The 22,828-nt window shown below is 43.2% G+C and carries 27 protein-coding genes; 22 read left to right on the plus strand and 5 right to left on the minus strand.

Going from position 1 to position 22,828, the window contains the following annotated elements:
- Positions 1-50 precede the first annotated feature (50 nt).
- From NXZ84_RS00655 to moaA, 6 genes are all read left to right on the plus strand, one after another.
- Positions 51-1,415, plus strand: coding sequence for an FAD-binding oxidoreductase (locus tag NXZ84_RS00655; protein ID WP_258838376.1), 1,365 nt, complete (start codon positions 51-53; stop codon positions 1,413-1,415).
- 236 nt (positions 1,416-1,651) lie between these two features.
- Positions 1,652-2,161, plus strand: coding sequence for a MogA/MoaB family molybdenum cofactor biosynthesis protein (locus NXZ84_RS00660; protein WP_258838377.1), 510 nt, complete (start codon positions 1,652-1,654; stop codon positions 2,159-2,161).
- 29 nt (positions 2,162-2,190) lie between these two features.
- The gene (gene moaC / locus NXZ84_RS00665) at positions 2,191-2,724 is read left to right on the plus strand and encodes a cyclic pyranopterin monophosphate synthase MoaC (protein WP_258838378.1); all 534 of its coding nucleotides are present in this window, start codon (positions 2,191-2,193) and stop codon (positions 2,722-2,724) included.
- A complete protein-coding gene (locus NXZ84_RS00670; protein ID WP_258838379.1) occupies positions 2,715-3,146 on the plus strand; it encodes a molybdenum cofactor biosynthesis protein MoaE in 432 nt (143 codons plus the stop codon). Before moaC ends, NXZ84_RS00670 begins: the two co-directional genes overlap by 10 nt.
- Positions 3,147-3,398 carry a MoaD/ThiS family protein gene (locus tag NXZ84_RS00675; protein ID WP_258838380.1) on the plus strand — a complete coding sequence of 84 codons (252 nt, stop codon included), beginning with the start codon at positions 3,147-3,149 and terminating at the stop codon, positions 3,396-3,398. It begins immediately after the preceding gene.
- Positions 3,399-3,433: 35 nt separating this feature from the next.
- A complete protein-coding gene (gene moaA, locus NXZ84_RS00680) occupies positions 3,434-4,426 on the plus strand; it encodes a GTP 3',8-cyclase MoaA (RefSeq protein ID WP_258838381.1) in 993 nt (330 codons plus the stop codon).
- An 80-nt stretch (positions 4,427-4,506) separates the two neighbouring features.
- Here the strand turns inward: moaA and NXZ84_RS00685 are convergent, their stop codons facing one another.
- Positions 4,507-4,908: a hypothetical protein gene (locus tag NXZ84_RS00685; RefSeq protein WP_258838382.1), complete on the minus strand. Its 402-nt coding sequence runs from the start codon at positions 4,906-4,908 to the stop codon at positions 4,507-4,509.
- Positions 4,909-5,144: 236 nt separating this feature from the next.
- On the opposite strand from NXZ84_RS00685, the gene mtnN reads away from it, so the two are divergent.
- The 4 genes from mtnN to NXZ84_RS00705 all read left to right on the plus strand — a co-directional run bounded on the left by mtnN (position 5,145) and on the right by NXZ84_RS00705 (position 8,517).
- Entirely contained in the window at positions 5,145-5,855 is a 711-nt protein-coding gene (gene mtnN / locus NXZ84_RS00690) for a 5'-methylthioadenosine/S-adenosylhomocysteine nucleosidase (RefSeq protein ID WP_258838383.1), read from the plus strand.
- A 105-nt stretch (positions 5,856-5,960) separates the two neighbouring features.
- On the plus strand, positions 5,961-6,548 hold the full coding sequence (locus NXZ84_RS00695) for a hypothetical protein (protein WP_258838384.1): 588 nt from the start codon (positions 5,961-5,963) through the stop codon (positions 6,546-6,548).
- A 45-nt stretch (positions 6,549-6,593) separates the two neighbouring features.
- Positions 6,594-6,995, plus strand: a complete 402-nt coding sequence (locus NXZ84_RS00700) for an SANT/Myb-like DNA-binding domain-containing protein (RefSeq protein ID WP_258838385.1) — start codon at positions 6,594-6,596, stop codon at positions 6,993-6,995.
- 100 nt (positions 6,996-7,095) lie between these two features.
- Entirely contained in the window at positions 7,096-8,517 is a 1,422-nt protein-coding gene (locus tag NXZ84_RS00705) for a dihydrolipoyl dehydrogenase family protein (RefSeq protein ID WP_258838386.1), read from the plus strand.
- A gap of 33 nt (positions 8,518-8,550) precedes the next feature.
- Here the strand turns inward: NXZ84_RS00705 and NXZ84_RS15070 are convergent, their stop codons facing one another.
- Complete coding sequence (locus tag NXZ84_RS15070) at positions 8,551-8,721, minus strand: hypothetical protein (protein ID WP_309495431.1); 171 nt, start codon at positions 8,719-8,721, stop codon at positions 8,551-8,553.
- A 183-nt stretch (positions 8,722-8,904) separates the two neighbouring features.
- Here NXZ84_RS15070 and NXZ84_RS00710 point away from each other — a divergent pair, with 183 nt between their 5' ends.
- Positions 8,905-9,174, plus strand: a complete 270-nt coding sequence (locus tag NXZ84_RS00710; protein ID WP_258838387.1) for a hypothetical protein — start codon at positions 8,905-8,907, stop codon at positions 9,172-9,174.
- A gap of 49 nt (positions 9,175-9,223) precedes the next feature.
- Here NXZ84_RS00710 and NXZ84_RS00715 read toward each other — a convergent pair whose 3' ends face one another.
- The gene (locus tag NXZ84_RS00715; RefSeq protein WP_258838388.1) at positions 9,224-9,547 is read right to left on the minus strand and encodes a cytochrome C oxidase subunit IV family protein; all 324 of its coding nucleotides are present in this window, start codon (positions 9,545-9,547) and stop codon (positions 9,224-9,226) included.
- Between the two features lie 125 nt (positions 9,548-9,672).
- On the opposite strand from NXZ84_RS00715, the gene NXZ84_RS00720 reads away from it, so the two are divergent.
- Positions 9,673-10,176, plus strand: coding sequence for a GNAT family N-acetyltransferase (locus NXZ84_RS00720; RefSeq protein WP_258838389.1), 504 nt, complete (start codon positions 9,673-9,675; stop codon positions 10,174-10,176).
- 56 nt (positions 10,177-10,232) lie between these two features.
- On the opposite strand, the gene NXZ84_RS00725 is transcribed toward NXZ84_RS00720, so the two are convergent.
- Entirely contained in the window at positions 10,233-11,291 is a 1,059-nt protein-coding gene (locus NXZ84_RS00725; RefSeq protein WP_258840296.1) for an isocitrate/isopropylmalate family dehydrogenase, read from the minus strand.
- Positions 11,292-11,621: 330 nt separating this feature from the next.
- Here NXZ84_RS00725 and NXZ84_RS00730 point away from each other — a divergent pair, with 330 nt between their 5' ends.
- The 10 genes from NXZ84_RS00730 (at position 11,622) to acsA (ending at position 20,294) form a co-directional block, all read left to right on the plus strand.
- Complete coding sequence (locus NXZ84_RS00730) at positions 11,622-12,164, plus strand: DUF948 domain-containing protein (protein WP_258838390.1); 543 nt, start codon at positions 11,622-11,624, stop codon at positions 12,162-12,164.
- Positions 12,154-12,558 (plus strand): YtxH domain-containing protein, encoded by a 405-nt coding sequence (locus tag NXZ84_RS00735; protein WP_258838391.1) that lies wholly within the window; start codon positions 12,154-12,156, stop codon positions 12,556-12,558. The genes NXZ84_RS00730 and NXZ84_RS00735 overlap by 11 nt, the downstream gene beginning before the upstream one ends.
- Positions 12,559-12,637: 79 nt before the next feature.
- The gene (gene ytxJ, locus NXZ84_RS00740; protein ID WP_258838392.1) at positions 12,638-13,000 is read left to right on the plus strand and encodes a bacillithiol system redox-active protein YtxJ; all 363 of its coding nucleotides are present in this window, start codon (positions 12,638-12,640) and stop codon (positions 12,998-13,000) included.
- Between the two features lie 36 nt (positions 13,001-13,036).
- Positions 13,037-13,585, plus strand: coding sequence for an RNA polymerase sigma factor (locus NXZ84_RS00745; protein ID WP_258838393.1), 549 nt, complete (start codon positions 13,037-13,039; stop codon positions 13,583-13,585).
- Between the two features lie 12 nt (positions 13,586-13,597).
- Positions 13,598-14,389 carry an anti-sigma factor family protein gene (locus NXZ84_RS00750; RefSeq protein ID WP_258838394.1) on the plus strand — a complete coding sequence of 264 codons (792 nt, stop codon included), beginning with the start codon at positions 13,598-13,600 and terminating at the stop codon, positions 14,387-14,389.
- Between the two features lie 44 nt (positions 14,390-14,433).
- Positions 14,434-15,489 (plus strand): bifunctional 3-deoxy-7-phosphoheptulonate synthase/chorismate mutase, encoded by a 1,056-nt coding sequence (locus NXZ84_RS00755; RefSeq protein WP_258838395.1) that lies wholly within the window; start codon positions 14,434-14,436, stop codon positions 15,487-15,489.
- Between the two features lie 149 nt (positions 15,490-15,638).
- The gene (locus NXZ84_RS00760; RefSeq protein WP_258838396.1) at positions 15,639-16,685 is read left to right on the plus strand and encodes a hypothetical protein; all 1,047 of its coding nucleotides are present in this window, start codon (positions 15,639-15,641) and stop codon (positions 16,683-16,685) included.
- A 36-nt stretch (positions 16,686-16,721) separates the two neighbouring features.
- Complete coding sequence (ccpA, locus tag NXZ84_RS00765; RefSeq protein ID WP_258838397.1) at positions 16,722-17,744, plus strand: catabolite control protein A; 1,023 nt, start codon at positions 16,722-16,724, stop codon at positions 17,742-17,744.
- 21 nt (positions 17,745-17,765) lie between these two features.
- Positions 17,766-18,461, plus strand: a complete 696-nt coding sequence (locus NXZ84_RS00770) for a 5'-methylthioadenosine/adenosylhomocysteine nucleosidase (protein WP_258838398.1) — start codon at positions 17,766-17,768, stop codon at positions 18,459-18,461.
- Between the two features lie 111 nt (positions 18,462-18,572).
- The gene (gene acsA, locus NXZ84_RS00775; RefSeq protein WP_258838399.1) at positions 18,573-20,294 is read left to right on the plus strand and encodes an acetate--CoA ligase; all 1,722 of its coding nucleotides are present in this window, start codon (positions 18,573-18,575) and stop codon (positions 20,292-20,294) included.
- 79 nt (positions 20,295-20,373) lie between these two features.
- On the opposite strand, the gene NXZ84_RS00780 is transcribed toward acsA, so the two are convergent.
- Positions 20,374-22,803, minus strand: a complete 2,430-nt coding sequence (locus tag NXZ84_RS00780; protein WP_258838400.1) for a transglycosylase domain-containing protein — start codon at positions 22,801-22,803, stop codon at positions 20,374-20,376.
- Positions 22,804-22,828: the final 25 nt, after the last annotated feature.

The following is a 22,828-nucleotide window of genomic DNA, read 5'->3' on the forward strand; positions in this document are numbered from 1 at the left end:
TATTTACCCCACATATAATATGATGATTATTTGAGGGAAGAGGGAGAATAATGAGTTCATTAGATGGGATGATTGTCATTGGTCCGAATGGAATTGGCTATAATAAGGTTCGGAAAATGTTCAACGCGCGCTTCGATAAATTCCCTAGTCTAGAAATTTTGCCTAGAAATGACGATGAAGCTATCAGGGCTGTAGACTTTGCGGTCAAAAATAGGATGCGACTCAGAGTGAAATCGAGGGGAAGAAGTTATGAAGGCTTTGATGCTGCAGATGGCCAGCTGATGATTTCAAAGGTGTTGATGAAAGGAGTGAAAGTCGACTCGGTTAGGAAAATAGCACAAGTAGAGGCTGGAGAGGTTATGGGCGATGTGAACAAAGCTTTGGCTAAATTTGATCGATTTATCCCACCATCGGCGTTAGCTACAAGTATGTCAGGAAATATATGTGGCGGTTTCTCTTATCTTACACGGAAATATGGCTTAACCATTGATAGCCTAGCAGGAGTCGATATGGTTGTTGCGAATAATGCGAATCAACTTCCTGTTCTGGTGCATGCAAATGCGACGACCAACCCAGAACTATTTTGGGCAACACAAGGTGGGGGATTAAATGTACCAGGGTTTATTACCCGTTTACATTATCGGTTACATCCGTTGGTGAATGTAAGTACTTTCCTTTTAAAATGGACCCTCAATTCATCAACTAATTTTAACAAACTTGGGCAAGTACTAGGGGTTTATCAATTTTGGGGATCTGAAGTAACCCGTGATCTCACGTCATCGTTTGCGATTACAAATACGGATGCAAGGGCAATCGGAATGTTTGTCGGTTCTAAAGAGAAGCTGAGGAGGATTCTACAACCACTACTCGATACGCAACCAGATATTGTAGAGATTGAACCGCCAACATCGATTCAAAACGCTTTTGATCGAATTATCACACAAGATATTTGGTATCAAACGATGACAATGAAAGACCAACTATTCTTTAAGAATACAGGAGTGTTTATCAGTCGTGTATTTAGTAGCAGTGAAATAGAGGCGATTGTGGAACAATTTACGGTAGCTCCATCGGGATCTTTTCTCATGCTCAATGCGTTAGGTGGTGCAGTGGGAGATCGAACAACTGCAGAAAGTGTCTATGGACATCGAAATGCTAAATATGCAATAGAAATCTCAAATAGCTGGGAGCAACCTGTATCTAATCGGGCTGAGCGGATTGCGTGGGTGAATAATTTACGTCGTAGCATCGAACGGACCAGAGTAAAAGAAGCTTATTCTGGGTGGGTGGATCTGTTGTTAGAAGATCCAGATGAACAGTACTACCCTACTACATTGGAACGATTACGCAGAGTTAATGAAAAATTTGATCCGCTTGATCTATTTGGTCAACCGCAAACGGTACAGGATTGTTAACCGAATGAGACTAAGGATCTTTGTTGTGCTCTAGAGGACGTTGAGGATTCATTTGTTATGAGTAGAAGGAGTGTCTTTTTTAAAAAAATCGGTGTTTACCGATGAAAGAGAGAAAGGGATCACTCCTTCTTCATTGTATCGCTCCAAGACAAACTCCTTGGTGTTGCGTACTGTTTATGTGTGTGCGTAGTTGCAAATAATGGACAAAAAATTACGTTTCTCTGGGGGATTGGACCATGAGTATGCATGAACATAAAACGTTTTCATCTACACAATCGGTGGGGTGTAAGGTAATTGTTGTTTCAGATACTCGCAATAGAGAAACCGATGAAAATGGACGACTATTGATGGAGTTACTAGAAAAGGAGGAATTTTCTGTTGTTGGCTATGAAATTGTAAAAGGAAACATTCGTTTGGTTCAAGAAGCGATCCAGAGTGGGTGCGAGAACCCAGCTATCGATGTGGTGCTAACAAAAGGGGGGACAGGAATAGCAAGATATGATGTTACATATGAAGCTGTGTCCGGATTATTGGAGAAGGAGCTCGTCGGCTTTGGTGAATTATTTCGTATGATTAGTTATGAGGAGATAGGAAGTGGGGCGATGATGAGTCGAGCACTCGCTGGGACAATTGGAAGAAAAGCAGTTTTTTCTATACCAGGATCACGAAATGCCATAAATTTAGCTATGAAAAAGCTGATTTTGCCTGAGCTAAAACATATTGTGTGGGATTTACATCGTCAATAAATAAGGATGAGTTAATGAGGAGGGATGAAATGAACGAAACAGATTTGACACATTTCAATGAACAACACCGCTCTAAAATGGTAGATGTAACAAGCAAACCATCTTCTTTACGTATTGCGATTGCGTTAAGTCGAGTTCAGATGAAAGAGAGGACACTTGCTAGAATCAGAGAGGGAGATGTTTCTAAAGGAGATGTATTATCTGTTGCACAGACAGCAGGAATTTTAGCTGCAAAAAGAACAGCTGATCTAATCCCTATGTGCCACCCTCTTTTTATTAGCAGCGTTGATATTCACTTTTCTTATATGAAAGAGAACACGTTAGGGATACGTTCAACCGTAAAAACACAGGGAGTTACGGGAGTTGAAATGGAGGCATTGACAGCTGCAAGTGTAGCTGCTTTGACCATCTACGATATGTGCAAAGCGATTGATAAAGAGATGGTGATTGGACCGACGTATGTATTAGAAAAGAAAGGGGGAAAGAGTGGGGATTTTAAGATTGAAACAAATGATGATAGGGAGGGATCGTTATCAGAAAAGGAGGAAATAAAGTGGAATTGAGTAATTTTTCTATAACGACTCAACCTATCCACTTCGCTTCTATTTACCCTTGGGTTGAAGATAGAAATGCAGGTGCGGTTTGCTCATTTGCAGGTATTGTAAGAGAGATAACGGATGGTCAACGCACTCTTCACCTGGAGTATGAAGCATATACGGAGATGGCAGCAAAAATCATGAAGCAAATAGGGGATGAAGTAATTAGTCAATATTTATGTAAAAGAGTAGCGATGGTACATCGGGTGGGGAAATTAGAAATTAGCGATATTGCAGTGGTCATATCTGTATCGTCAGCCCATCGAGATGCTTCTTTTCAAGGCTGTCAGTACGCGATCGAACAGCTGAAGAAACGGGTTCCTATTTGGAAGAAAGAAATAACAGAGAGTAAAGCCTACTGGGTAGGTATAGGAAAGGAAGAGGGATAGATGGGAAATGCAAGGATCTCTATCTTCTGTTTTGGCGCGTTACGTCAAGAGTTAGGGGATTGGATTAAGGTTGAATTAAACACCCCTTGTACATTGCAAGATCTAAAGGAAAAAGTAATCGAAGAATATCCTTCGAGTGAACGGATTGTTCCATCATGCATGATTGCTGTAAATCAGATATGTGTTGCTGATAAAACGTTTATCACTGGGAGTGAAGAAATCGCACTAATACCTCCCTTTAGTGGCGGTTGATAGGACGTTATGTAGAAAAGAGGAGATGTATAGCCATGAAAGATATGTTCCAACGCCCTTTGTCAGATTTACGTATTTCAGTTATAGACCGATGCAATTTCCGTTGTATGTACTGCATGCCAGAAGGCTCTTGTTTAGATTTTTTGCCTACTGATAAACTGCTTTCATTTGATGAATTTCTTCGTCTTGTTAAGCTGTTTGTCTTACTAGGTGTTAAAAAAATTCGCTTAACAGGAGGAGAACCGCTGTTACGTACGGGTTTGATTCCTTTTATTCACCAACTTCGTGAAGTGGAGGGAATTGAGGATATCGCGCTAACCACAAATGGCGTTTTATTAAGTAAGTATGCAGAGGACTTAAAAGAAGCGGGCTTAATGCGTGTAAATGTAAGCTTGGATACATTATCAGAGGAAGTATTCAAGAAATTGAACTCTAAATATTTTGAATTAAGTGATGTTCTGAAAGGGATCGAAGCTGCGGCAAAAGTAGATTTAAAAATAAAGGTGAATATGGTTGTTATGAAAGGTGTGAATGATAAAGAAATTGTTTCCATGGCTCGGTATTTTAAAGGAACTGGGCATACTGTCCGCTTTATTGAATTTATGGATGTTGGGAATAAAAATAATTGGAACCTAAACAAAGTAGTTCCAAAAGTTGATATCTTACGTCGAATTCAGGAAGCAGATATGCCCTTTGAATCAGTAGAAGATTATTCTGGAGATGTAGCAAAACGCTTTCGATACGTGGGCAGTACTGAAGAATTTGGAATCATTTCTTCTATATCAGATACGTTTTGTGGTTCGTGTACTCGAGCCAGAATATCTTCAGATGGAAAATTGTATACATGTTTGTTTGCCAATAATGGATTAAATTTAGCTCCATTTATAAGGGGAAAAGCAAGTGATGAAGATATCTTAGCTAAGATACAAGATATATGGAATCACCGTAATGATCGCTATTCTGAGGAAAGGGCATTAATAAATAGTTCGGAAATACAAAAAATAGAAATGAATTATATAGGAGGGTGAGATATAGTTCCTCTCCAACGGTGTTAAAGGAAGTCCGTTGTAGAGGAAAAATGGTGTGTTTTGATTAATAGCAATCTCACTTATTTATCGGCAGGAAAAGTAGCAGAAAAAGATTGATCTCTTGCAGTTACCGAGAGAAGTCTGGATCCGAACATTTGTGAAATGACAGGTGAAAAAGCGATAAAAACGTTACGAGCAATGTTTTCGACACTTGGAGCGTAATTAACGCGGAAAGGGGGTAAGAAGAGTCTAACATTAGGTACGACACCTGTTTGTAAAAGGGTACGGTTAAACCATTGTATTCCGATAGTGCGATTAAATACAGATTGAATAGAATCTACAGGAACTGTAAAGCCCGTAGTATTAGACGGCGCACTAGATTCTAATATTTTAAATGAGAGCAAACTTAATCTACTTACACCAAAACCAGGGATGAAGCGATCGGTATTTAATGTGATCTCTTCAGTTAATATAAAATCCATATAAAATCAACTCACTTATAGCAATGTTATTTCTCTCTACTCTCTATCATATTCATCTCTTTTAATTTTGGATTGGACTAGTATCCTTTCAGACAAGATCATGCAAATCTTGAATCAAACACCCTACATGCAAATGATAAAAAATATGCATACATAGGATCGATAGCTCATACCACTCTAATGCTACTATCATACATATATAATATTTAATAATATTTATAAAAGGGTGAACATGTGTGATTATCGGAATTCAAGCGGCGGGATTAGAGGATTTAAATCTGATAGTTGAAGAAATGAGTGTGAAGAGGGAGGTTCGTATTTCTTCTCAAATTCAATGTGTCAAAGGGTTAATACAAGGTTTTGAAGTGATTGCTTGTAGTTCGGGTGTTGGTAAAGTAAATACTGCCCTGGGTATTCAAAGTTTGATCCATTCATTTAGTTCCAATATTGTTTTATCTTCAGGGGGTGGCGGTGCACTTAATCCGAATTTGAATTCAGGAGATGTTGTCATCGCTACAGGTTCGCAATTTCATGATGTGAACTACACCGAGATTGATGTTCCGTTGAGTCAATATCCGTCCCTTCGGGTGTCTGTGTATAAAACGAATAAAAAGTTAGTAAAACTTGCCGTACAGGGGGCACAAACGGTTCCGTCTCTTCGGATTGCTACTGGTAAAATTTTAACTGGAGATCAATTTATTACTCGCAGGAAACTTAAAGAAAGATTACGTCTGGTTTTTGGAGGTCAATTAGTAGAAACTTCCTCTGCAAGTGTGGGACTTACCACATTGCTCTCATCCACCCCTTATTTATCAGTACGTGGAGTGACGGATACCGCAGATCAAAATGAGCCTGCCTCCAGAGAGGTGGTTCGCGAAGCAAGAAACCATTCACAGATGGTTATTCTTGAGCTGTTATCAGCTATTAAGAAGAAGTATGGGCTTTAATTTAAGTCAAATCTCTATTTATTTTTTGTTGTAAATTTATTGATGCACTTTTGCTGATCTCCAGTAATAGATTAGGATTAAGTCGGTTTGAAGGAGAGATTCAACATGAAAGGTCGTATGTGGACGAAAGAAGAAGATCAGTTATTGGCGGATACAGTATTAGACTACATTCGGGATGGGAAAACACAGTTAGACGCCTTTGCTTTTTTGAGTAAGGAGCTGGGAAGGACAGCGGGAGCGTGTGCCTTCCGTTGGAACGCGGTTGTTCGTCAACTCGTGATGCGTGACTTCAAAAAGGCGAAAAAAGATAGCATTATGAATGAGTTGAAGAAGAAACGTGTCGCCTCTTCCCATTCCTTAAAAAGTATTATGAAAGACTTGTATCAAGTGGAGGAAAAGCGTGAAGATATGCAATATCGGGTGCAGAAGTTGGAGAATAAAGTGAAGGAGAAGGAGGAAAGGCTGAGGCAACTTGCAACTGAAAATCAACAGCTGAAGGAACACTGTGAAGCGATCGAGTTGTACAATCAAGTGAAAGAACGATATGCAGGCATCCTGCAGCTTTTGGAATCTGCCAGTGGGCTGAAGCCAGAGAAGGAGTCGTATGCAGATAAGGATGCATCGGACTATTTTTCATCGAAACCTGATGAGTCAAAGACAAGCGTCGATACAGAAACGGATGCACAATCATAACATAACAGTATAGAAGGGATAAAGACAGAGAAAGAGGTGCCGTTTGTGGCTCGTCCATGGAGCAATGAAGAAGACCGGCTTCTCCTACAATTTGTACAGGTTGGTCGGAGATCTGGGTTGGATCGAACCAAAATCTTTGACAAAATTAGCGAAAGATTAGGGAGAAGTGCCAATGCATGTTATAAAAGATGGAAATACTTAACGAGCACCGTCTCCTCGAATTCAGAGCAAGATGTTCGTTCGGAAATCCAACATTGGCAATCCAGGATTGAACGATTAGAAAAATTAATTGAAAATAATCACGAGCAAATGCAGCAATTAGCGGATGAGAGTAAGAAGTTACGAAAAGAGATGAAGTTCTTTGAGATGATGTTGATCGAGGAATACAACCTTCTGTTAAAGTTAATTGAACCGCAAAATCCTAGTGTACGGTTACAATCAATATAATCCCCCCTACTCTTTAAGAGAGAGGGGGGTTTTACTTATGTAAGCACGATCGCTTAAAGTAGGGCATGATATAATGCAAAAAAGAGGAGGTCTTCGCAAGATGAAAAAGTATCAATTGATTGTGATTGGTGGAGGAGCAGGGGGACTTGTAGTGGCTGCAGGAGCCGCTTCCTTTGGGATGTCGACAGCGTTAATTAGCGAAGGGCCGCTCGGGGGAGACTGTTTGTGGAGTGGATGTGTTCCTAGCAAGTCCTTGATCCAGTCGGCGAAAATTGTACATACAACTCAAAAAGCAAAGCAGTTTGGGCTTCAGGTTGAAGGAAAGGTTGATTTTACTACGGCACAACAGCGACTAGACGATGCGATCGCGACGATTCAAAAGCATGATGATCCAGAACGATTTACGCAGTTGGGGATCGACGTGTATCAGGACAAAGCCTCTTTTGTGGGTAAGAACGAAGTGAAGATAGGGATGGGGGAGGTTTTACACGGCAAACGGATTGTAGTAGCCACAGGCTCCAGTCCAGTACTTCCTCCCATCCCTGGATTAGCAGAAGCCGGTTATATCACTAATGAGACACTTTTTTCACTGGAGCAAAAGCCTTCCTCACTAGCTGTGATCGGTGCAGGCCCGATCGGGCTGGAATTAGCGCAATCACTCGCTCGCTTTGGGACAAAAGTAGTGGTGTTGGAAGCGGATGATCTGTTTTTGCGCAACGAAGATCATGAGGTGGTTCCTTATCTAGAGCGTAAGTTAAAGAAAGAGATGGAACTTCACACGGGAGCAAGTGTGAAGCAGGTTGAACAAACAAAACGGGGGAAGAAGGTAGTAGTCGAACTGCAGGGTGAGAGGAAAGAGTGGATGGTGGAGGAGATCCTAGTGGCCGCTGGTCGTAAACCCAATACGGAGGCACTGCGGTGTGAAAAGGCTGGGATTCAAGTAAATCAGCGTGGAGCGATTGAAGTGAACGAGCGCTTACAAACGAGTCAGCGTCATATTTATGCGGTAGGAGATGTTAACGGTCGCTATCCGTTCACTCACGCAGCCAGTTTAGAAGGGAAGACGGTGGTTTCTAATGCTGTATTTGGATTGCGGCAGAAAGTAAGTTATGAAGGCTTACCGTGGGTTACTTATACAGATCCTGAATTGTTTCATCTAGGGAAGACCGAAGAGGAGTTGAAGGATGAGAATCAGGATTATCGTGTCTACAAAGTGGAGTTAGATGATGTAGATCGCTATGTAGCCGATCGAGATACAGATGGTATGATAAAAATCTTGACCGATCGCCGGGGGCGTATTCTCGGAGCGCACGCTGTGGGAGTTAGTGTGGGTGAGGTGATGCAAGAAGTGGTTTTTGCAAAGCAATACGGGCATAAGATCGGAGATTTAGCACAGGTGGTGTATCCATATCCGACACGGGCGGCGGCAGTTGGGCGAGTAGCAGATATGTATTGGCGAGAAAAATTGTTTGCTGGCTGGATTCCAAAAGTGACTCAGAAGTTTGTCCAATGGTTCCGGTAATTGGGATATAGGATCACAAAAAAAAGCTGGCTCTCACCAGCTAAATACAAACCAAAAGATTGTAGGGATAACTAATAAGAAAAGAAGTAGCTTTCTCCAGGGGGAGATTGTGGGACGGTCGTAACCGTAATTGTTATACCCACATCCACCATAGCCATACCCTCCGTAGCTGCAGTAGGTTCCATAGTCGATTGGATAGGACATAGTATTCCTCCTGTTTTTGCTGGTTTCTTCTTATCCTATTCAATATTGGGGAAGGATGACTTTCCAACCTGTTATAAATGCCCAAATTGAATGCAATTGGGCGGAAAAACGGGTAGATGTCTACGCCGAAGCGGACGTGTTTACATAGTGTGGAAGAAGACCAGGGGAACAGGAGGGGAACCTATGAGTAAAGGACCGTCCATGAAAGATTTGGCAGATATGATTAATGGCGTGATGGGACATCAGGTACTGACGGAACAGCAGATGGCGCAAATTATGGGGGGAGCCAAAGAGGCGCTTGATCGCGGTGGAATGGCAGCTGTTATTGATTATCTCATGCGCGTAACCCAAGCAGATGTGAATAAAAACGATCTGATGAAGTTTGCAGAGTCTGTCGCCTCAAATCCTCAAATTGGAAAAGATATCTTATCGGGACGCAGAAAGCCGAGATAAGAAAAGCGTGAAGCCGACTTCCTACTGGTGAAGTCGGCTTCACTCGATTTTAACCCATAAATATGGTGGTAGCTAATATAACTGTTGCGGCGACAATAATACCAGTAAAAAGAAAGAGCAAGGGGAAGAAGTGTCCTTTTTGATCGAGATGCATAAAGGTGAAAAATTGCAACAATACTTGAATGCCGGCAAGTATAAGAATCACGACAATCACAGTTTGGGGCGGAAGAAGGTTTGTAGCGACTAGATAAAAGGAGATTCCGGTTAAGATTAACATGCTGATGAAGGAGATGATATGTTTTCGGGCGTGATCATCACCGGGTTGTGGGCTAGTTGGTGTTAGAGTGGGCTCGTGTTTAGGTTCAATTTCCATCATCCAACCTCCTTGAGCGATTGAAGATAGTTCATCAGTTATATTATATATAAAATATTCTCTTATTTCTACACTTTCGGTTAATGGTATGATACAATATCGAAAATCCAAAAGCAGGTGAACATGTGACCAAACTATCAATCCGCCCATTGGAAGAAAGGGACCTGATGGGAGTGCAAGCGGTGGCACGAGCAACTTGGCCAGTTACATATAAGGATATTTTACCTTTAGATACGATTAATACCTTTTTGAAAAAAGCATATCATCCCGATGCTTTGCGTAAAGCGTGGGAAAGCGATTGTCAACTTGAACCACGTGGTTTCTTTGTTGCATGCGCAGGTGAACGGGTTATAGGCTATACACAGTTTGTTCCATCGGCCACCGAAATCGAGTTGACACGGATCTATGTGTTGTCTTCTTACCAGCAGCGAGGTGTAGGTAAAGCTTTAGTACGTTATGGATTGGCGCAACAGACGAAACAGCTCCCGTTAATGGTATGGGTAGAAAAAGAGAATGAGGGTGCATGTCGATTTTATGAGACGTGTGGATTCACATTTGTAAAAGAGATAGAAGATCGGTCTTTGGGAATTGTGACGTGGTTGAGTCAATATCAATTAACCAGTGCGTAGGTAAACACAGAAATGAAGTGCCCCTTGTCCAGTTGGACAAGGGGCACTCTTATATATTAGAAGCTTTGGATGGAGCTCCATACTTCCAATTTGGTTTTAATTTTATCAATTACTTCATCGGTAAATTCGGTAGTGAGGGCATTACCACCTAGATCGGAAGTAGTTGTTCCTTCACGTACGGTTTCGATTGTAGCTTCATAGATAGCGCGCGAAGCGGCTGATGCTTTCGGATGATCCATGTGGGTTAATAGAGATGCGGCGGCCAAAATCATCGCCATCGGATTGGCAATATTTTTTCCGAACAGGGATGGTGCGGTTCCGTGTGGAGCTTCAGCCATGATCACATGTGGATTGAATGATTCATCAAAGCTCATCAAGATGGACTCAGCCCCTGCGATGGAACCAAAGAGCTGCAATACAAGGTCGCTTAAGCAATCGCCATCACGGTTGAGTGCAGGAATAACGAGTGGTTCCTCTGCCGCGTTGAGCAGGAGTGCATAAGTAGCATCGATCAGCTGTGGATCGTAGGCTACATCGGGATAACGCTTGCTCGCTTCATCCATCTCTTCTTTTAACATACCTTCGTAGATAGGACTAACCGTAAACTTAGGGCCACCAAACACTTTACCTTTGATTTTTTGCGCATGGCGAAAGGAGTATTCAGCAACCGCACGGCAAGTTTTACGGTCGATCACTTCGGTGCGGTAAGATACTTCATCCATACCTTCGCCATCACGCCACTCTTTTGCACCGTAAGCGTCGCCTACCGCCATGCGAATAACGGAGATAGGGGCAAAGGTTCCAGCTACTGGACGGACACCAGGAATACGGCGCCCGGTACGAACGATGACTTTGCCATCAATTTCGCGGCGGAGAATCGCGTTGGGACTACCGATGTCCCCTTTTTCTTCTGGTGTGATGGTTGCGGCTTTTAAACCATAACCATGTTTTTTCATCGCTTCGGCAGCTTCGTACACAACCTTATTATTGGTGGTACGACGGTTTTGTAAGCTAAGATCGAACGTTTCAAACTGAATATCGAAGCCGATCACTTCGGGGGCTAACAGGCGCAAAGCTTCATCTAATAATTCCTGTCCTGTTTGATCTCCGTTCATGACGACTACTGTTTTTGTTTCTGACAATGTCATTCTCTCCTTTCAAAATAAAACCCCGTTCGCGTGGGGATGACCGTAATCAGTACAGCTACCTATCCTATTATAACCATAGAAGGTGCTTGCGACTAGGCGCAAAAAATTCAAACATCATTAATATAGACTGGGTGTAGAAGGGATATGATACGGAAAAATATTGAATTGAATGCGGGAAGCTTGTATGATAGGAAAGAGCTGGACGTTTTAAGAAATATTTTTCTTAATTTAAGGTTTGACAGGTTTATCACCTTGGAAAAAGGGTAAATACATTTACATGAAAGGGGACAGGACACTATGGAAGATATATCACTAGTCGGAGTGAGTGTTGCGGTTATTGCAGTTGCTTTTAGCATCCTAGTGGCTTTTATCATTCGATCCCTGAATCGACTGAATGAATCATTGGAGTCCGTGCAATCTGTTCTCACCCAAGCGGAAGAAAAAGTAGAAGATGTGTTGTCTGAGTCTACACTCACTTTACGCGAAACCCGCGTTCTCATCAATGATGTACAAGAGAAAAGCAAAAAGTTAGATGCTTTGGTTAATTCACTCTCTCAAGCGGGGAAGACAGTCCAGGAAGCGGCAACCACGGTTGCTGAAGATACAAAAGAAAAGAGTAAGTTGGTTAACAACCAAGTGGAAATTCTCGTGCGTGCCCTCTCTGATGCTGGAAAAAAGGTGAATGAGCTTTCTACCACTGTGACAGCAGATGTGAGAGATCAGAGTAGGCGCTTGGGGAAAGTAGCCGCTTATATGGGTGTAGGTGTCGATTTAATCAATCGCTTTCGTCATCCTGAGCAGACTAAAAAAATTAAAAGGAGAGATTATGATGGAAGATAAAAACAATTCTATTAATGGAAAAGATTTTATCATAGGTGCTTTGATCGGTGGATTAATCGGTGCTTCAGCAGCTGTTCTCCTTACGCCCAAGTCAGGGAGAGAAGTTCGCCAAGAGCTTGGATTAGGCTATGAAGAAGCGAAGGGAAAAAGTATTGAAGTAAAAGAGAGTGTAATCGAGCAAAAAGATGAGCTCGCTAAGAAACTGGGCGAAGCACGGGAGAAATTGCAAGAGGGTTGGGGACAGATCCGCAATACGATGTCCAATAAAACATTGGAAATAGCTTCTGCTGCAGATGAGGAAATCGACCAGGCGAAAGAAGCGTTGGAAGAAGCACAAGATACTCTCGCCGAAGAAAGCTTGAAAAAAGCGGAGCAAATCAGAGGGAGAACTTGATTTCTCCGTCTTGAAAGAAGATTTAGATGACGAGGGCACCGGAGGGTGCTCTGTTTTTTTGAAAAGAGGAGGTAGGAACATGGTACAATTAAATGAAATAAAAACCATTGACGAGTGGCATCAGTTTTTGCGATTATCTAATGATAAAGATATTTTGATTTTCAAGCATAGTACAGCATGTCCGATCAGTCATCGTGCTTATACGGCTCTACAGGAAGTATGTCAGAGTGATGAGGCCTCTTCCTTTGCTACAGGAGTGGTTAAGGTGATTGAGGATCGTGATATCTCTAATGAAATTGAAGTTTACACAGGCATCCAACATCAATCTCCCCAGATTTTTTTGATACGGGAGAGCGAGGTACTTTGGTCAGCTTCACATGGAGCGATTACAGTAGATCGCTTGTGGACGGTATTACAGGAGCAGGAGAGAATGAAAGGGTAGCGAGAGAAAAAGAGAACTCGCTTACAGGAGGTTCTTATGGGGACTAAAGAAACCGGAGCCACACCAGACAAATCGATGGGAACAGATGATTTCTTGGAACGATTGCTTCATCATTACCGTTACCTTTATCATATAGCCTATCGGTTAACCGGTAATACTGAGGATGCAAAAGATTTGACACAAGAGACGATGTGGCAGGCACATCGAAAATCAAATAAGTATGTATATGAAAAATCGTTAAAAGCATGGCTTCGAACCATGATGACAAACCGTTTTCGTGACCAGAAGCGGAAGAAGAGTTTAAAACTAGTAGCGATGGAGGATGCGTTTGTTTATACCGAACCCTCTACCTCAGTAGAAGAATTATCAGTAGAGGAGCAGGTAGAGCAACGACTCTTGTTGGAGCAGGTAAATGAGGAAATAGCTGAGCTACCCGATATCTATCAACGGGTGATTGATTTACGTCATTTTCATGGGTTATCGTACACTGAAATTAGTGAGGCTTTAGATATACCTGAGGGAACTGTAAAGACTCAATTATTCCGCGCACGGAAAATGCTGAAAGATCGACTCTCCAAAAAGTAAGGAGTTGAGCCAATGATGTCTTGCAGGGAGATCGAACCTTTGATTCAGCGATATGTGGATCAGGAAATATCAAAGCAAGAGTATAAAAAATTAAAAGCTCATGTAGATGAATGTGCTGAATGCAAACAAGACCTGCAGGAGATGATTGAGCTCGTACACACTTTGGAAGAGATTCGAATCGATAGACAGCATAAGGAACGTGCATCTTTTAATGGATTTCCCAAATGGGCAGTTGTCTGTGCTTCCATGATGATGGTTGTATACTTTTTCCCTCCCTATATGGAATCTAGTATACAGCCATCTGCGGATCAAAATGCGACGTCTGTCACTTTATCAACTGCACAGACATCGCAGTCAGGCGTTGTGAAGATGCCAGAAACCGGTCAAGACCAAGTGATGGTGCTCGCTAAACAATCTGAAGAATTGCATATCCCAGCTGTAGATTCTATTCGCGTGGTGCAATCGCTCACGTCACGGGATAGTGGACAAATGTCAGAAGTTGCTTGGGTGTACCCTAGTGCTGTTCCTCTAGTTATAGAGGAACAGGCAGCTTGGCAGAATAATGTGAAGCGGGTGGTGTTTGTTCGTATCCCGGATCGAACGACACTGCTAGCACTTCTTGGTCTTGTCGGGATGGAGATTGATGATGAAAAAGAAAAGCTGGAGAGGTTAACTTATCCCACTTCCGTCATTGTGACGACAGGTGAACAACCGGAGTGGAAAACTTTTCGCTTTCCTGAAGATAATAAGGAAGTATTGCATTGGTTTCATAAATTGATGGATGTGAAGCCTGTTCATCCGTAAGGTGAGTCATGGTACAACTACAAAGTGGTTAGGGGCGAATGGTCGTGAGTGAACACCAGTTAAATAGTTTGAGAAAAGAATTGGATCGAATTAATCTAGAACTTTTAGCTTTGATGAACGAACGAGCTAAGATTGTAAAAGAGATTGGGGAGATGAAGACACGGCAAGGAGTGATGAAATACGATCCTGTTCGTGAACGCAAGATGCTCGATGATCTCGTCCGCCACAATGAAGGCCCATTTGAAGATGGAAGTGTTCGTCATTTGTTTAAGGAGATTTTTAAAGCTTCTCTCAATCTTCAAGGGGAAGAGGAAAAGAAAGCGTTGTTGGTAAGCCGTAAGCGCAAATCTCATGATACGGTTGTCACGGTAGGTAATAATACCATCGGAGAACCTAATAAGCAAGTGATTGCGGGACCGTGTTCAGTTGAATCAAAAGAACAAGTTCGTCAGGTTGCTGCGAGTCTTGCGCAGCAGGGAGTAAGCTTTTTACGGGGAGGCGCTTTCAAACCTCGTACTTCTCCATATGACTTCCAGGGGTTAGGAGAAGAAGGTCTGCGAATCTTACGCGAAGTGGCCGATGAGTTTAAATTGAATGTCGTAAGCGAGATTGTAAATCCAGGTGATATTGAGATGGCGACCAAATACGTTGATATGATTCAAATTGGTGCGCGCAATATGCAAAACTTTGATCTGCTTAAGGAAGCGGGAAAAGTAAATACTCCTGTCTTTTTGAAAAGAGGGATGGCGGCCACGATTGAGGAGTTACTGTTTGCTGCGGAATATATTGTGTCACGCGGAAATGAACAAGTGATTTTATGTGAACGTGGGATTCGCACATACGAAAAATGGACACGCAATACCCTGGATATTTCTGCTGTACCCATTTTGAAGCAGGAAAGTCACCTTCCTGTAATTGTTGATATTACGCATTCAACTGGTCGACGTGATATATTGCTTCCCGTTGCGAGAGCAGCATTAGCGGCAGGGGCAGATGGTATAATGGTAGAGGTGCACCCTGATCCTTCCGTCGCATTATCTGATGCAAATCAACAAATCGATATTCCTACCTTTGAACACTTTATATCTGAACTTCTCTAGCCCTATGGACAATGGTCAGGGATGGAAGTGAGATTTGCAGGGCCGCACATGCGGTCTTTTTGCCTTTGTGTAGATAATGTTACGATTTTGTCGAAGATCAGGATGATTTACCCAATCTAAGTGAGTTAAAATGGGGGGAGAGAGCGAAAGTGAATCTCTTAATGTCATTAGAAAAAGCAAATAATGGGGAATGGACACCACGCGAATTATTTCCACACTTGGCTCAATACATGCCACAAGTATATGTAGCTTATCATCGGCCTACAGCATTGGGAACAGAAGTACGGCCTGTAGTGGCACGGGGGAAGGAACCAGGTAGTAAACGTTCCGTTTTATTTTCAGACGAACATATTGCACAAGACTGGTTACAAGCACAACCACAAGTTTATTTGCAGAGTAAAGACACGTTAGAGTATATGAAAGAGGCATTCCGCAGTGGTTACGATGGTTTTGCCCTCAATCCAGGCAAGCCATCACGTCTGATTACAGACCGCTCCTTGATGCACCTGCTCCTCTGTGAATATGCCTTGGTGAGTATGAAGCTGCAGCAAGGGGCATGGATCCCCTCACAGAGGGAACGCTTACTCTTTATTGATTTGGACAATGGAAAACAGTCTATACCTGTATACTTTAGCAAGTCGGATGCGCAAGCGGTGTGTGAAAAGTCGGGTGGAGAACCGCAGTTACATAGCTGGGAAGGAATACGGAGTCGTTGCTGGGCCTTGGGAGGAGAAGGTCCTATCCTTCAATATGGATTTCCTGAACAGATTGGTTTGTTAGCAAAGCATGTAGATGGTTTATGTGGAAATGAAAAAGAAAATGTGTATGCATTGTTAGAGCGATCCATTCGGGCTGGACAGGGAACGGCTAATGCATGGGAAATTGGGCAGATGCTCAAGAGGTTAGATTGGATATGGGTTGTTGTCGATCGCAATGGTACTTGTGTGGATCTCGCTCCTGGAGAGAGTCAGCCGACGTTAGATATATTTACTAATTCTGGTTTGGCGCATGAACGAATTGCCGAGTGGCGACAAGCTGGGGGTCAACAGGAGGTCTTCCCTCGCCTCAAGTCATGTAAGTCTCTGTTTGCTGAGCAGTTGGAGCGTAATCCAGTGATTTGTATTAACCGTGGTAGTAAAGAATCGTGGATCAGTATTACAAACGATACATTAAAAACGCTGATTGCCTCATCCTAAAGGAAAATCAAGCTTACGGAAAAAGGTGTATGGATGATGACAGGAAGAAAAAAAGAAACCATTACGATTTATGATGTAGCTCGTGAGGCGAATGTTTCGATGGCGACGGTTTCCCGTGTGGTCAATGGTAATCCCAATGTGAAACCGACAACGAGGAAGAAAGTGTTGGAGACGATCCGTACTTTAGGTTATCGTCCCAATGCTGTAGCACGTGGACTCGCAAGTAAGCGTACTACCACAGTTGGAGTAGTGATTCCCGATATATCGCGCTCTTTTTTCTCGGAAATCACAAGAGGGATTGAAGATATTGCCAATATGTATCATTACAATATCATATTATGTAACTCTGACTTAAAGAAAGATAAGGAGTTACAGTTAATTGAGGCGCTACTGGAAAAGCAAGTGGATGGACTTTTGTTTATGGGAAGCGAAGTGACAGACGATCACCGTGATATCTTTACTGGATCGCAGGTACCAATCGTATTAGCTGCGACACAGGATGAGAAGAATGGATGGCCATCGGTCAATATTGATCATCGTATAGCTGCTCAAGAGGCAACAGAATTGTTGCTAGCAGAAGGGCATGAGCAGGTCGCAATTATTGGAGGTCCTTTGACGGAATCGACAAGCGGGATGCCACGGTACCAAGGTTATCGCGAAGCGCTTGCTCAGAGCCAACTTCCTTTTGTGGAATCATTGGTTCGTATAGGGCAGTACGATTATGCCTCTGGCTGGGAAGCGATGAATAGTTTGCTCGATGCCCACCCCGAGTTATCAGCGGCTTTTGTCGCTAATGATGAGATGGCGGTGGGAGCGATTCACGCTGTGCAGGATCGCGGGGGCAAGGTGCCAGAGGATGTATCTGTGATTGGTTTTAATAATACCCCTTTATCCTCTCAGGTTCGGCCCAGATTAAGTACGGTAGCAGTTCCTATGTACGATATTGGTGCGGTAGCGATGAGACTTCTAACTAAATTTATGAATGATGAAGAGGTTATCGAAAAACAAGTGATATTGCCACATCGCTTGGAAATGCGTGAATCAACACTGACAAAATAGAAGAGATGGGGGCCGCCTGATATGATTGGAATCATTGGTGCAATGGATGAGGAGATCTCTCGCTTCCAAGCAGACATGAAGATGGAAAAGCAGAGTGAAGTTGCAGGAGTTTGTTTTTATGAGGGAATCTTTGCCGGAAAGTCGATTGTATTGTGTAAAAGCGGAGTAGGAAAAGTAAACGCTGCCATTTGTACACAGGTGTTAATCGATCGTTATGACGTTCATGCGATTATTTTTACTGGGGTGGCGGGTGCACTCGATCCCAATTTGGAAATTGGTGATTGTGTAATCTCAACACAGTGTCAGTATCATGATATGGATGTAACTGCATTGGGATTAGAGCGAGGGCAAATTCCTTTCCAGGAGGTGTCTGTCTTTAAAGCAGATCCTATGTGGGTAAGGTTAGCACGTGAGGCAGGGGAGTCGATTGCAGAAGGAAAAACAGTAGAAGGGAAAGTTCTTTCTGGTGATCAGTTCATCTCTAGCACTAAAACAGTGCTTCAGCTCTGGAGTCAACTAGAAGGGGTATGTGTGGAGATGGAAGGGGCGGCGGTCGCTCATGTTTGTCACGCCAATGGAGTGCCTTTCGTCGTCATTCGCTCCATTTCGGATAAAGCAGACCACTCGGCGACAGTAAACTTTGAAAAATTTACGGAGTTAGCTTCTCATCGTTCGTGTGTGATGGTACATCGGATGTTGGAGAAATGGCAGGGATAATGCGGTGGCGGGTTTTAGCACCCGCTTTTGCGGGAAAAAGACTGAATAAATGTGGTTGTCTGAACTTATGTTATACTAACTGTAGGGAAATGGAGAAAGGGGCGGATCAGAATGCATAGTAGCGAACAGATTGAAGTGGTGACGAGAAAGAACCAATTATCCGATTATGAAAAAACGTATGATTCATTTTCTTGGGATGAGGTTGAACGAGAGTTTTCTTGGTATGAGACAGGTCGGGTAAATGCTGCTTATGAAGCGATTGATCGACACGTCGATGAAGGGCGGGGGGGACAAATTGCGCTTCGTTATTTAGATGATAAGCGTGATGAAACCTACACATTTTCACAGATGAAGGAGCAGTCGGATCGTGCAGGTTCTGTATTTCGTCGACATGGTATTAAGAAGGGAGATCGCCTCTTTATCTTTATGCCACGCACTCCCGAGCTTTATTTTAGTTTCTTGGGTGCATTGAAGCTGGGTGCGATTGTGGGTCCTTTGTTTGAAGCTTTTATGGAGGAAGCAGTTGCAGATCGCTTGCGTGATAGTGAAGCGGTAGCGTTGGTGACAACGCCAGCTCTTCTCCCACGAGTACCAGTGGATGATCTCCCTAGTTTGCAACATATTTTTGTCGTGACTGAAAGTGGAAGCGATATCAATGAGGGACTGATTGATTTACTGGAGGAAATGAGAGCGATTTCACCACAGTTAGAGATCGAATGGGTAGGTCGTGAGGATGGCATGCTGCTTCATTACACATCCGGTTCAACAGGGAAGCCCAAAGGGGTATATCATGTCCATAATGCGATGATACAACATTATCAGACGGGGAAGTGGGTTCTTGATTTTAAGGAAGGTGATGTATACTGGTGTACTGCTGATCCAGGTTGGGTGACGGGCACATCTTATGGTATCTTCGCTCCTTGGCTAAATGGTGTAACGAATGTGATCCGAGGAGGTCGCTTTAGTCCGGATGATTGGTATGAGACGATTGAAAAATTACAGGTGACAGTATGGTATAGTGCACCTACTGCATTTCGGATGTTGATGGGGGCAGGGAAAGAAGCGGCTCACAAGTATCGCTTATCTTCCTTGCGCCATGTGTTAAGTGTAGGGGAACCGCTTAACCCGGAAGTGATACGGTGGGGATTAAAGGTGTATGGGCGGCGCATTCATGATAATTGGTGGATGACAGAAACAGGTGGGATCTTAATTTCAAATTATCCGCAAATGGAGATTAAACCAGGTTCGATGGGGAAACCTTTTCCGGGTATAACTGCGGCGATCATTGATGATGAGGGAAATGAATTGCCTACGTATGAGCTCGGTAATCTGGCAATTCGTACTCCATGGCCAGCGATGATGCGTAAGATATGGGGGAACTCTGCAAAATACGAAGAGTACTTCCGTATTCCAGGCTGGTATATCTCCGGTGACTCTGCCTATTGCGATGATGAAGGATATTTCTGGTTTCAAGGGCGCTTAGATGATGTGATTAATACGGCGGGTGAGCGTGTAGGTCCGTTTGAAGTGGAAAGTAAGTTAGTGGAGCATCCTTCCGTGATGGAGGCGGGAGTGATCGGAAAACCCGATCCTGTACGAGGTCAAATCATTAAGGCTTTTATATCGCTTCAAGATGGTGTAGAGGAGTCTGAGGAGTTAAAAGAGGAGATTCGTACATTCGTAAAGGAGCGGCTTTCCGCTCATGCTGCTCCACGTGAGATTGAAGTAATCGATAAACTGCCAAAGACGCGTAGTGGTAAGATTATGCGACGTGTGTTGAAGGCATGGGAGCTTGACTTACCTACAGGTGACTTATCGACGATGGAAGATTAAGAGGGAAAAGATAAAAGGTGCGTGAGCAGTGTGCACGCACCTTTTGTGTGAGAAAAACCTACTTCTTTTATATCTACATTTATGTGGAGTGGAATCGAGCAATCGATTCTGTTTCAATAATTTCATCGTCGGATGGGGCATCTGTAGTCTGATTGCTTTGGTCTGAAGAGGTTTCTTCTTCATCTGGTGGGGGCTCAGGCGGACGATTACCGCCGCCGCCGTTATCGCCGTCACCGCCGCCACCGTCACCACCTCCGTCGTTACCGCCGTTACCGCCGCCACCGTCATTACCGCCACCACCACCGTTATTGCCGCCGTCATCACCGCCGCCACCGTCATTACCACCACCACCGCCGTTATTGCCACCACCGTTGTTACCGCCACCGTTGTTATCGTCGTCTTTCTCTTCTTTTGGTTTTGGTTTGGATTCGTAATGGACATTAGGCATAGGTGGCTGTGGAGTAAAGTTTGCTTTAGTAGAGATGTCAGGGTTGGTCTTCACTACTGTTTTCCATAATTCGTTCCAAATTGCTTTTGAGATATAGGATTGACCTGCTTGACTTCGATTTCTTTCGTATCCCATCCATAAGCCGAGTGACACATCGGGGGTGTAACCGATGAACCAAGCATCAACATCATTGTTGGTGGTTCCCGTTTTTCCTGCTAAGTATGGGTAGCCTTGTTTATTAATTGCAGTAGCAGTTCCTCTATTCACAACGTCTTGAAGCATGTCAGTTGTCCAATATGCGACTTGACTAGAGAGTACCTCTACATTTTCAGATTCGTGTTTGTATACAATATTTCCATCGTTATCGGTAATTTTAGCGATAAGATGCGGTTCATTAAATTTCCCTTCGTTAGCGAGCATGGCATAACCAGCTGTCATGCGTTCTACAGTAAAGCCATAAGTAAAGCCACCAATTGCGATAGGTTCAACTTTATCAGTAACTTGTGTGCCAGTAACAGGATCAGTGGCTAGGGTGACGTAGGGGAAGTTCATTTTATCGAGATAACTTAGTGCTCTGTTAACTCCTAAGGACTTAATTAACTTTACAGCAGGAGTATTGTAGGAATACGTTAAATGGTATCTAGCAGTTTTTGCACCTATGTAACCTCGACCAGCGTTGCTAGGTGCTTTTTGTCCATTAGAGTAGCGTGTTTCTTCATCGATAATAATGGAATTAGGAGAGATGATTCCTTCTTCCATAGCCGGACCGTAGTCGAGGAGAGGTTTGATAGTAGAGCCAGGTTGTTTGGGAACATTAAGTGCAAAGTTTTGTTGGCTTTTATTAAAGTCACGCCCACCAACAAAGGAAAGTACAGCCCCCGTGTGGTTATCCATGAGTACAGCGCCTACTTGCCTTTCATCGTTCCCATATCCTTTAAACTCTTTGGCTGATTTGTTCATCGCATCATACAATTTTTTATCGATTGTTGTGTAAATCCGATATCCGCCAGTTTCTAATTTCCGATGGTATTCACTACTCACTTTCTCTCTTTCTTTATCGGAGAGTTCTTCTAATTTGACATCATCTAACTCCAGTAGCACTTCATATGCTTGTTTATACGCTTCCTCCATTATATGGGGGTATTTTGTATAAGAGTTTCCACTTCTTTTGCTAAATGAACCCTCAATATCGAAAGCAAGAGCATCTTCGTACTCTTTCTTAGTAATCTTCTTTGTTTCCAGCATATTATAGAGAACTTCTTTCATCCGGTCTTTTCCAAATGAAGTGTTCCCATTACTGCTGTAGGGGTTGTAGGCATTGGGACGCTGCGCCATGCCTGCTAGGTAGGCAGACTGGGCAAGGTTGAGGTCTTTAATGTTTTTCTTAAAAAGTCCCTCGGCAGCGGCATGTACACCGTACATTTGCCGGTTATCGTACCCTTTTCCAAAGAAGAGACTGTTTAGATAAGCGGTTAAAATTTCTTCTTTGCTAAACAGGCGCTCCACACGGAGGGCGAGAAAAAGTTCTTTGGCTTTGCGATCCAGGTCTTTCCCACGATCCTGTAAGACTTGGTTTTTCACTAGTTGCTGCGTGAGTGTACTGCCACCGCTTGCCCCCTCCTTGTCGAATAAATACTCTTCTGCTTGTGATTTGAGTGCGCGGGTGAATCCACGAGGAGAAATCCCTTCATGTTCCCAGAAGGTGCGATCTTCAGTCGCTATCAGTGCCTCAATGAGGTCTTTATTTACATCATCGAGATTAACGACTTGACGTAGTTCATTGGACCGCAGTGCACCTAGTTCCTCGCCCTCTTTTCCACCAAAGTAGACGATGCTATGTTCGGAGAGGTTGGTTAAATTATCGGTTAATTCGTTTTTATCCCGGATGGGTTCATCTTTGACTAATGCCGCAACAGTTCCGATTGCCGCACCTACAGTAGCTAGTGAGAGTGTGGCGGTAATAACGAAAAAGATAAAAAGTGTTAGGAGTGTTCCTCGTAAAATCCGCGCTAGAGGGCGCTTCTTTTGGTCAGGAATAGATGGATCAGGTTTTGTCTTCATCAAGCGCTAGCCTCCTTATATATAA

The sequence above is a fragment of the Mechercharimyces sp. CAU 1602 genome, assembly GCF_024753565.1.
Lineage (GTDB): Bacteria > Bacillota > Bacilli > Thermoactinomycetales > JANTPT01 > Mechercharimyces.